The sequence below is a fragment of the Pseudonocardia pini genome (assembly GCF_013870575.1).
Classification (GTDB): Bacteria; Actinomycetota; Actinomycetes; order Mycobacteriales; family Pseudonocardiaceae; genus Pseudonocardia; species Pseudonocardia pini.
On sequence record NZ_JACBXB010000106.1, the window covers coordinates 1 to 10,569 of the forward strand.

The window sequence follows — 10,569 nt, forward strand, 5'->3', positions numbered from 1 at the left end:
GAGCCGGCGCGCCCGAAGAGGATCTCCGACAGCCGGTCCACGTACTCGTGGAACTCCGGGGTGCGCTGCAGCTCGGGCAGCCGCGGACGCGGCAGGTCGATCTCCACCACCTCGGCGATCCGGCCCGGCCGCGGGCTCATCACGGCCACGACGTCGGACAGGAAGACCGCCTCCGAGATGCCGTGGGTGACCATCAGGGTGGTCGCGGGCCGCTCGGTCCAGATCCGCAGCAGCTCCACGTTCAGCCGCTGGCGGGTCATGTCGTCCAGCGCGCCGAAGGGCTCGTCGAGCAGCATCACGGTGGGCTGCACGACCAGGCAGCGCGCGATCGCCACGCGCTGCTTCATGCCGCCCGAGAGCTGGGCGGGCTTGGCCTTCTCGAAACCCGTGAGCCCGACCAGCTTGATCAGGTCGTCGACCAGACCGGGCGCGGGGGTGATCCCCGCGACCTCCAGCGGCAGCCGGATGTTGCTCGCCACGCTGCGCCACGGGAGCAGGGCCGCCTCCTGGAAGGCGATCCCCAGCTCGTGGTCGCGCTGGATCTCCCGGGTGGACCGGCCGTTGATCAGCGCGGTCCCCTCGGTGGGGGTCTCCAGCCCGGCGAGGATGCGCAGGATCGTCGACTTGCCGCAGCCCGAGGGCCCGAGCAGCGACAGGAACGAGTTCTGCGTGGTCCCCAGGTCGGTGGCGGCGAGCGCCTGCACCGACTTGCGACCCATGGTGAAGACCTTCTGCAGGCCCTGGATGTTGATCCCGGTCGCCGCCCCGGGGGCGGCGGTGGGATCGGTGGTGGAGTACTTCCCCGCCCGCCCGGCCTGCTCGGTCGTCTCCGTCACTCGTGCTCCCTCTCGCTGTTCGGTCCCTCGTCGCTACGGATCGACCGCGCTCAGGCCTTGATCAGGCTCGGGTCCGCGGCGTAGACCTCCTCGAGGAGGGTCAGGTCGAACAGCTCCTCGGCGGTGATGGTGATGCCGATGTTGCCGAGCGCCGAGATGATGTTGCCCTGCAGCTCGGGGGTGAGCGTGAACAGGCCGTTGGCCTTGGTGTCCGCGCTGACGACGAGGCCGTTCTGGGCCTCCATCTGCTCGGTCTGGCCGGGGATGTCCAGGCCGAGGTCCTTGCCGTAGGTGTTCACGGCCAGCGCCGCGGAGCCCGCGGGGTCCGCCACGGCGTCGTTCCAGCCCTGGATCTCGGCCTTCAGGAACGCCTTGAGCTTCTCGCGGTCGTTCTCGATGGTCTCCTGCAGCACCGTGAAGGTCTCCGCGGTGAGCGGCAGACCGTTGTCCGCGAAGGACAGGGTGACCGGGGTGAACCCGTCCGCCTTGACGATGAAGGGCTCGTTGGTCAGGTAGGCCATGAAGCCGTCGACGTTCTTCTCCGTCAGCGGCGTGGGCTCGTACTGCACCACGACCTGGGTCACCGACGCCGGGTCGATGTTGTTGGCCTTGAGGAAGCCGTCGAAGATCTGCTGGTTCGTGCCCGCCTGGATGCCGAGCCGCTTGCCCACCAGGTCCTGCGGGGTCCGGATCGGGTTCCCCTCCTCGATGGAGAGGATGCAGAACGGGTTCTTCTGGAACGTGCTGCCGATGACCTTCAGCGGCGCGCCCTGCTCGGTGATGAAGCGCGCGGTCGCGTCCGGGGCCGAGAGACCGACGTCCACGTTCTTCGCGAGGACCAGCGCGTCGGCGCTGTCCACCGGCCCGGTCACGAGGTCGACCGAGTCGAACCCGGCCGCCTTGTAGTAGCCCTTCGAGTCCGCGAAGTACTCGCCCGCGAACTCGATGTTCTTGATCCAGGACAGCTGGAGCGCGAGGGTGCCGAACTGGCCCGGGGCGGCCGACGCGGCGCCGGAGGCGCCGGTGCTCCCGGATCCGCCGCCGCCACAGGCGGCGAGGGCCACTCCGGCGGCGCCGACGCCGACACCGAGCCCGGCCAGGCGCAGGAAGCCACGCCGGCTGTGGGGGGTCGGTCCCTCGGGGCGCTGGTGGGGCGGCGGGACGAGCAGCGTCATGTGGCGATCTCCTACGACGTACGGGTGGCGTCCGGTGCCGGACTGTCGGGCGCCGAGCAGCCTCGGCTCGACGTGTTCGGCATGATGTCCCCCGACGCGCCGACCCGCAGAATCTAGGAACCCGCAGCATCGCTGGGGTTGCGGCGATGTTACGGCGGTGATGCCGTCCGATCGCACTTCCGCATCCTCCGTGCGCGAGGCCACAACCCGCTCACACAGCGCTGACCAGTACGAACGGAGCGTGCCGAAACGGCGTCACGACACCGGCCCGCGGCTCAGCCCGCCGCGACCGCCTTGCGGCGACGCGGACGCCGCACGCTCGGGACCTCCGGCGTGACGAGCCCCGCGAGGAAGCGCCCGGTGTAGCTCGCCTCCGCCGCGGCCACCTGCTCCGGCGTCCCCTGCGCGACGACCGTGCCGCCGCCGGAACCGCCCTCCGGGCCCATGTCGACGACCCAGTCCGAGGTCTTGATGACGTCCAGGTTGTGCTCGATCACCACGACGGTGTTGCCCTTCTCCACCAACCCGTTGATCACCAGCAGCAGCTTGCGGATGTCCTCGAAGTGCAGGCCCGTGGTCGGCTCGTCCAGGATGTAGATCGTCCGGCCGTTGGAGCGCTTCTGCAGCTCGCTCGCCAGCTTGACGCGCTGGGCCTCGCCGCCGGAGAGCGTGGGCGCGGGCTGCCCGAGCCGCACGTACCCGAGCCCGACGTCGACCAGGGTGTCCAGGTACCGGCTGATCGAGGTGATCGGCTTGAAGAACTCCGCAGCCTCCTCGATCGGCATGCCCAGCACGTCCGCCACGGTCTTGCCCTTGTAGTGGACCTCGAGGGTCTCCCGGTTGTAGCGGTCCCCGTGGCAGACCTCGCAGGGGACGTACACGTCGGGCAGGAAGTTCATCTCGATCTTGATCGTGCCGTCGCCGGAGCAGGCCTCGCAGCGCCCGCCCTTGACGTTGAACGAGAACCGGCCCGCCTGGTAGCCGCGCACCTTCGCCTCGGTGGTGGAGGCGAACAGCGTGCGGATCTTGTCCCACACGCCGGTGTAGGTGGCCGGGTTGGACCGCGGGGTCCGGCCGATCGGCGACTGGTCCACGCGCACGAGCTTGTCCAGCTGGTCCACGCCGGTGATCCGGGTGTGCCTGCCGGGGACCTGGCGGGCGCCGTTGAGCTTGTTCGCCAGCACCGTGGCCAGGATGTCGTTGATCAGCGTGGACTTGCCGGAGCCGGACACGCCGGTGATCGAGACCAGCCCGCCGAGCGGGATGTCGACGTCGATCCCCCGCAGGTTGTGCTCCCGCGCCCCGACGATCGTGAGCCTGCGCTCCGGGTCGAGGGCGCGGCGGGTCTCCGGGACCGGGATCGAGCGGCGGCCGGACAGGTACGCGCCGGTCAGCGACGTGTCGTGCGCCTCCAGGTCCGCGACGGTGCCGGAGTGCACGACCATCCCGCCGTGCTCGCCCGCGCCCGGGCCGATGTCCACCGCCCAGTCCGACGCGCGGATGGTGTCCTCGTCGTGCTCCACGACGATCAGCGTGTTGCCCAGCTCCTTGAGCCGGGTCAGCGTGTCGATCAGCCTGCGGTTGTCCCGCTGGTGCAGCCCGATGGACGGCTCGTCGAGCACGTACAGCACGCCGACCAGTCCGGAGCCGATCTGCGTGGCCAGCCGGATGCGCTGGGCCTCGCCGCCGGAGAGGGTGCCCGCCGCACGGTCGAGCGAGAGGTAGTCCAGCCCGACGTCGAGCAGGAAGCCCAGGCGCGCCTGGACCTCCTTGAGCACCCGGCCCGCGATCATGGCCTGGCGCTCGTTGAGCTCCATGCCGTTGAGGAAGCCGGAGCACTCGCTGACCGACATGGCCGAGACCTCGGCGATCGACCGCTCCCCCAGCGTGACGGCCAGGACCTCGGGCTTGAGCCGGGCACCCTTGCAGACGGGGCACGGCACGTCCCGCATGTAGCCCTCGTACCGCTCGCGCTGCGACTCGGACTCCGTCTGGTCCATCCGCCGCTCGAGGAACGGGATCACGCCCTCGAAGTTCGCGTAGTACGCCCGCTCGCGGCCGTACCGGTTCCGGTAGCGGATGTGCACCTGGTCCTCGGACCCGTGCAACACCGCCTTCTGCGCCTCCGCCGAGAGCTTGCGCCACGGCGTGTCCATCCGGAACCCGACGGCCTTGGACAGCCCGGTCAGCAGCCTGCCGAAGTACTCGGCGGTGTGCCCGTTGTTCCACGGGGCCACCGCCCCGTCGGCCAGGGACATCTCGGGGTCCGGCACGACGAGCTCGGGATCGACCTCCTTCTTGATCCCGATCCCGGAGCACGCGGGGCACGCACCGTAGGGCGAGTTGAAGGAGAAGGTGCGGGGCTCCAGGTCGTCCAGCGTGAGGGGGTGCCCGTTGGGGCAGGCCATCCGCTCGGAGAACCGGCGCTCGCGCTGCGGGTCCGCCTCGTCGACGTCCACGAACTCGAGCACGACGAGACCGTCGGCCAGCCGCAGCGCCGTCTCCACCGAGTCGGTGAGCCGCTGCTTGGCGCTCGCCTTGACCGACAGCCGGTCGACGACGACCGCGATGTCGTGCTTCTCCTGCTTCTTGAGCTTCGGCGGGTCGGAGAGCTGGTGGACCGTCCCGTCGACCAGCACGCGCGAGTAGCCCTGCGACTGCAGGCTCGTGAAGAGGTCCACGAACTCGCCCTTGCGGGTGCGGACCACGGGCGCCAGGACCTGGAACCGGCTGCCCTGCTCCATGGCGAGCACCTGGTCGACGATCTGCTGCGGCGTCTGCTTCTCGATGATCTCGCCGCACGTGGGGCAGTGCGGGACGCCGGCACGCGCGTAGAGCAGCCGGAGGTAGTCGTAGACCTCGGTGATCGTGCCGACGGTCGAGCGCGGGTTGCGGTTGGTGGACTTCTGGTCGATCGAGACGGCCGGGGAGAGGCCCTCGATGAAGTCCACGTCCGGCTTGTCCATCTGGCCGAGGAACTGCCGCGCGTAGGCCGAGAGCGACTCGACGTACCGCCGCTGGCCCTCCGCGAAGATCGTGTCGAACGCCAGGCTGGACTTCCCGGACCCGGACAGCCCGGTGAACACGACCATGCTGTCGCGCGGCAGGTCGAGGTCCACCCCGCGCAGGTTGTGCTCACGGGCGCCACGCACGACGAGCCGGGGAGCGTCGTGCGGGGTGCGGGCCTGTGCCACTTCGGGGGCCTCCTCGAGGACGGACGTCTACGCCGGCCGATGCTAGGCCGGGGGTCCGACAGAAATCGGCGGCGCCGGGGGCACCGCGGGATCCGGTCGGTGGATGTACGGCTGCGCGCGCCGGATGTCGCCTCGTGCAACGCGGCGAGCCGCACGACCCTTCCCGCACTCCAGGGTCGCACGCATGTTCGAAGTCCGCGCAGGGGGGTGGGCACCAGCCCGTGTCCCCCGGTCCGGCGCCGCCGGGCCCGGTGATCCACGCCGTTCGCGGCAAGGCCGCCGGGCCGCCCTCACACCGGGCGTCCTCGGGTGGCCCGGCAACGCCGCCGGGAGCGGTGGTGGCGGGCGAGAGACACGGCCTAGAGTTCGGCGCGTGGACGTCCTCGAGGAGTACAGCGGGCACACCGATCCGGGCGGGGCGGCGATCCGCCGTGCGATCGGGCCCCTCACGGTGAGCAAGGTGTCGGTCGGGCCGATGGACAACAACGCCTACCTGCTGGTCTGCACGGCCACCAACGAGGCGCTGCTGGTCGACGCGGCCAACGAGCCGGAGCGGATCGCCGACCTGGTCGGCGCGGGCGACGGCAGGCCCGAGCTCAGGCACCTGGTCACCACCCACCGGCACAAGGACCACTGGGAGGCCCTCGGCGCCGTCGCGGGCATGTTCCAGACCCGCCAGATCGCGCACCCGCTCGACGCGCCGGAGCTGCCGATCCCGATGGACCTGCTGGTGTCCCAGGGGGACGTGGTCGAGTTCGGCGAGATCCGGCTCGAGGTCATCCACCTGCGCGGCCACACGCCGGGCTCGCTCGCCCTGCTCTACCGCGGACCGGACCGCCCCCACCTGTTCACCGGGGACTCCCTGTTCCCGGGCGGCCACGGCCGCGACCACGCAGGCCGCGACGGCGAACCAGAACGCCGCCGTGAGCCCCTCGGAGAACGGGCCGGAGATCAGGTTCGGGAAGAAGCTGCGGCCGGTCAGGAACTCGGCCTGGTTCGCGGGGATGTTCTGCAGGACCCCACCGAGCAGCTCCTGGATGGGGTTGTAGCCCAGGAAGGCCGCGAACAGCACGCCCACCGGCGGGAGGTCGGCGATGCGCGAGGCGTCGGCGGCCGGGACGCCGTTCTGCAGCAGCCCGGACTCCATGACCGACGGCAGGTGCGTGGACAGGCCCGCGATCATCAGGCTGAAGAAGAACCCGATGGACAGGACCATCGCGGAGTTCTGGAAGGTCGCCGTCATGCCGGCGCCCGCGCCTCGGGCGTTCACCGGCAGGCTGTTCATGACCTCGGCCCGGTTGGGCGAGGAGAACAGGCCCATGCCGATGCCGTTGACCAGCAGGATCGCCGCGAACGCCCAGTAGTCGAAGTCGACCGGCAGGATCTCCAGCAGGATGAAGCTCACCGCCGTGATGGCCATGCCGCCGGTGGTGAACCACTTCGTGCCCCAGCGGTCGGACAGCACGCCGGAGATCGGCGCCGCCGCGAGGAACCCGACGGTCAGCGGCAGCATGTAGATGCCCGCCCACAGGGGCGTCTGCTCGAAGCTGTAGCCGTGCTGCGGCAGCCAGATGCCCTGCAGCCAGATGATCAGGACGAACTGCAGCCCGCCGCGGCCGAGCGAGGACAGGAAGTTCGCGAGGTTGCCGAGCGTGAACGCCCGGTTCCGGAACAGCGAGAGCTCGAAGAGTGGGGACTCCACCTTCGTCTCGATGATCCCGAAGACCACCAGCACGACGATCCCGCCGATGATGCAGCCGAGCACCATCGGGCTGCCCCAGCCCATCACGCTGTCGCCGTAGGGCTGGATGCCGTAGGTGATGCCGACCAGCAGCACGATGAGGCCCACCGCGAAGGTGATGTTGCCCCACCAGTCCATCTTGGCGCGGACGCGGCGGCCGTTGTCGTGCAGCTTGTAGTAGGCCCAGAACGTGCCGAACACGCCGAACGGCACCGACACGACGAACACCAGGTGCCAGTTCAGCGGGCCGAGCAGCCCGCCGATGACCAGGCCGAGGAACGAGCCCGCGATCGCCGCGACGCCGTTGATGCCCAGGGCGAGGCCGCGCTGGTTCTGCGGGAAGGCGTCGGTGAGGATCGCGCTGGAGTTGGCCATCAGGAACGCGCCGCCGATGCCCTGGACGATGCGCCAGGCGATCAGCCAGATCGCCGCGGCGTCGCCCTGTTGCCAGGTCACCGCCAGCAGGATCGACGAGACCGTGAAGATCGCGAAGCCGAGGTTGTACATCCTGACCCGGCCGAACATGTCGCCGAGCCGCCCGAAGCCGACCACCAGCACCGCGGTGACGACCAGGAAGCCCATGATCATCCACAGCAGGTAGCTGGTGTTCGACGACTCCAGCGGGTTGATCCCGATGCCGCGGAAGATGTCCGGCAGGGCGATGAGCACGATCGACGAGTTGATCGTGGCCATCAGCATGCCCAACGTGGTGTTGGACAGCGCGATCCACTTGTACCCCGGTCCGGGGTCGGAGACCGCCCCCGGACGGTCGAGCACGGCTGCCTGGTCGGCCGACACCAGTCCCCCTGTTGCGCGACGAAATTGTTTGACCCAGGCTAACTGTTGCGGGAGGCATCGGTCGAGCCGAAGGTTCCCTTGACGGCCGTGTGTTCGCTCACCCGTTGCCGTAGATCCTCGTGGGGGTCACGAGCACGGCGGTGCGGCCCTCCTCCCGCATGACCCGGTCGTACTCCGCCCAGTCGTCGTGCGTGCCGCCCGCGGCGGTGAACACCGCACGCAGCAGCAGCCGCAGCTCCTCCGGGTCCGTCTCCCCGGGCCCGACCAGCTCGCTGTCGCCCTCGACCCCGGCCCACCGCCACCCGGACCGCCAGAGCAGCGAGGTGGCGGGGCGGGCCCGGAGGTTGCGGAGCTTCACCGCTCCGTACGTCACGTACCCGACGACGGGGTCGCCGGTCCGCGGATGGTCCAGGACACCGGCGTTGACCAGGGAGGAGTGGGGTCGGCCGTCCGCCCGGACCACGGTGACCGAGGCCAGCCCGTGCTCCTCGGCGACCATCCGGCGGACCGCGTCGAGATCTGCGCTCATGGCCGGAGTCTGCTCCCCGTCGTGCCACGCTGGGCGGATGGCCGACCTGCTCTCGCCCCGTCCGCCCCGCTCCCGGCTCCGGGAGCTGCTCGACCGGTCCGGGCCGCTCGTCGCGCCCGGGGCGTACGACGCGCTGTCCGCGCGGCTCGTCGAGCAGGCGGGCTTCGACGTCGTCTACATGACGGGGTTCGGGACCACGGCAAGCCTGCTGGGCCGCCCGGACGTCGGCCTGCTCAGCGGGTCGGAGATGGCGGACAACGCACGCAGGCTGGTCGCCGCCGTCGACGTGCCCGTGATCGCGGACGGCGACACCGGCTACGGCAACGCGCTCAACGTGCTGCGCACGGTGCAGACCTACGAGCAGGCGGGCGTGGCGGCGATCCAGCTGGAGGACCAGGTCACGCCCAAGCGGTGCGGGCACATGAGCGGCAAGGAGATCGTGGCGCTGCCGGAGATGCTGGGGAAGATCCGGGCCGCCGTGGACGCCCGTCGGGACCGGGACCTCCTGGTCATCGCCCGCACCGACGCCGTCGCCGTCGAGGGGGTCGACGCGGCGCTCGACCGCGCCCGAGCCTTCGCGGCGGAGGGCGCGGACCTGCTGTTCGTGGAGGCGCCGACCTCGGAGGCGGACGTCGAGCGGATCGCGGGGGAGCTGGCGGGGGTGGCGCCGCTGGTCTTCAACTGGGCGGAGGGCGGCCGGACGCCGCCGCTCTCGCTCGAACGGATCGGCGAGCTGGGCTTCGCGCTGGTCCTCTACCCGATCGGCACGCTGCTGGCCGCGACGGCCGGGATGCGGGCGTTGCTGGAGACGGTGCGCGCGGAGGGCACGCCGGCGTCGGCGCTGCCCGGCCTGCCCGCGTTCGGGGAGTTCACCGCGACGGTGGGCCTGGACGAGATCGGCGAGCTGGAGGCGAGGTACCGGTAGCGCGGGTCGGTGCGCCGGTCGGGTGACGGTGCCGCCTACGCTCCTGCGCATGACCCAGCGGATCAGGGTGGCCGTCGTGTTCGGCGGACGGAGCTCGGAGCACGCGATCTCGTGCGTGTCGGCGGGCAGCGTGCTGACCCACCTGGACCGGACGCGGTTCGACGTCGTGCCGGTCGGCATCGCCCCGGACGGTGCCTGGGTCCTCGGCACCGACGATCCCGCCGCGCTGCGCATCCGGGACCGGGCCCTGCCGTCCGTGGATCCCGCCGCGACCGCCCTCGCCCTGCCCGGTGACCCCACCCGCGGCGGGCTGCTGCGGCTGGACAGGGCGGAGGTGTTCGCGGGCGTCGACGTGGTCTTCCCCGTGCTGCACGGGCCCTTCGGCGAGGACGGCACGATCCAGGGCCTGCTGGAGATGGCGGGTCTGCCCTACGTCGGCGCGGGCGTGCTCGCCAGCGCCGCCGGGATGGACAAGGAGTTCACCAAGAAGCTCCTGGCCGCGGCCGGGCTGCCCGCGGGGAACCTCGTGGTGCTGCGGCGGGACGCCAGGACCCTCACGGAGGCGGAGCGGGAGCAGCTGGGCCTGCCGGTGTTCGTGAAGCCCGCGCGGGCCGGGTCGTCCGTCGGCATCACGAAGGTGACGGACTGGGCGGACCTCGACGCGGCCATCGCCACCGCCCGCGCGCACGACCCCAAGGTGCTGGTCGAGGCGGCCGTCGTGGGGCGCGAGGTCGAGTGCGGGGTGCTCGAGCTGCCGGACGGCACGCTGCGCGCCTCGCTGCCCGCCGAGATCCGGGTGGTCGGCGGGAGCAGCGACTTCTACGACTTCGAGGCCAAGTACCTCGACGACGTCTGCGAGTTCGACATCCCCGCCAAGCTGGACGACTCGACGTCGGACCGCTTGCGGGACATGGCGGTCGAGGCGTTCCGCGCCCTCGACGGCCAAGGCCTCGCCCGGGTGGACTTCTTCGTGGGCGAGGACGGGGAGCTGACCGTCAACGAGGTCAACACCATGCCGGGCTTCACCCCGATCTCGATGTACCCGCGGATGTGGGCGGAGACCGGCGTGGACTACCCGACCCTGCTGAGCACCCTGATCGACACCGCCCTGGCGAGGGGCACCGGCCTGCGCTGACGGCTCCCTGACGCGGGTCAGCGGACCTGGACCTCGGTCTCCGGGATGGTCGCGGTGATCGCCGCCGAGACCGACTGGACGGGGCCGCTGCCGATCTGGGTCGGTGTGGTCAGTGCGACGTACACGCCACGGTCGACGGCGATGTAGGTCACCAGGCTCGGGTCCGGGGTGCCGTCGGTGACCGTCAGCCAGCTCACCCCGTTGACCTCGGTCAACGTCGAGGTCGGGGTGAGCTC

Annotated in this window: 7 protein-coding genes and 2 pseudogenes; 3 read left to right on the forward strand and 6 right to left on the reverse strand. The window is 71.0% G+C overall.

The annotated features are described in order from the left end of the window. The 3 genes from H5J29_RS09235 to uvrA all read right to left on the reverse strand — a co-directional run. Positions 1-836: ABC transporter ATP-binding protein (locus tag H5J29_RS09235; protein ID WP_312858130.1), on the reverse strand; the 836-nt coding region annotated here is incomplete at its 3' end. 50 nt (positions 837-886) lie between these two features. Further along, positions 887-2,011, reverse strand: coding sequence for an ABC transporter substrate-binding protein (locus H5J29_RS09240; RefSeq protein ID WP_181780508.1), 1,125 nt, complete (start codon positions 2,009-2,011; stop codon positions 887-889). 275 nt (positions 2,012-2,286) lie between these two features. Further along, complete coding sequence (gene uvrA / locus H5J29_RS09245; protein WP_181780509.1) at positions 2,287-5,205, reverse strand: excinuclease ABC subunit UvrA; 2,919 nt, start codon at positions 5,203-5,205, stop codon at positions 2,287-2,289. Between the two features lie 475 nt (positions 5,206-5,680). Here uvrA and H5J29_RS09250 point away from each other — a divergent pair. Then, positions 5,681-6,040 (forward strand): annotated as a pseudogene (locus tag H5J29_RS09250) (MBL fold metallo-hydrolase); the annotation flags it as partial. A gap of 381 nt (positions 6,041-6,421) precedes the next feature. Here the strand turns inward: H5J29_RS09250 and H5J29_RS09255 are convergent. Both H5J29_RS09255 and H5J29_RS09260 read right to left on the reverse strand, forming a co-directional pair. After that, positions 6,422-7,645: pseudogene (locus tag H5J29_RS09255) on the reverse strand (MFS transporter); the annotation flags it as partial. Between the two features lie 196 nt (positions 7,646-7,841). After that, complete coding sequence (locus H5J29_RS09260; protein WP_181780510.1) at positions 7,842-8,273, reverse strand: TIGR03618 family F420-dependent PPOX class oxidoreductase; 432 nt, start codon at positions 8,271-8,273, stop codon at positions 7,842-7,844. A 37-nt stretch (positions 8,274-8,310) separates the two neighbouring features. On the opposite strand from H5J29_RS09260, the gene H5J29_RS09265 reads away from it, so the two are divergent. Continuing rightward, complete coding sequence (locus tag H5J29_RS09265) at positions 8,311-9,198, forward strand: isocitrate lyase/PEP mutase family protein (protein WP_181780511.1); 888 nt, start codon at positions 8,311-8,313, stop codon at positions 9,196-9,198. 49 nt (positions 9,199-9,247) lie between these two features. After that, positions 9,248-10,333: a D-alanine--D-alanine ligase family protein gene (locus H5J29_RS09270; RefSeq protein ID WP_181780512.1), complete on the forward strand. Its 1,086-nt coding sequence runs from the start codon at positions 9,248-9,250 to the stop codon at positions 10,331-10,333. Between the two features lie 17 nt (positions 10,334-10,350). Here H5J29_RS09270 and H5J29_RS09275 read toward each other — a convergent pair. Next, positions 10,351-10,569: DUF3515 domain-containing protein (locus H5J29_RS09275; RefSeq protein WP_181780513.1), on the reverse strand; the 219-nt coding region annotated here is incomplete at its 5' end.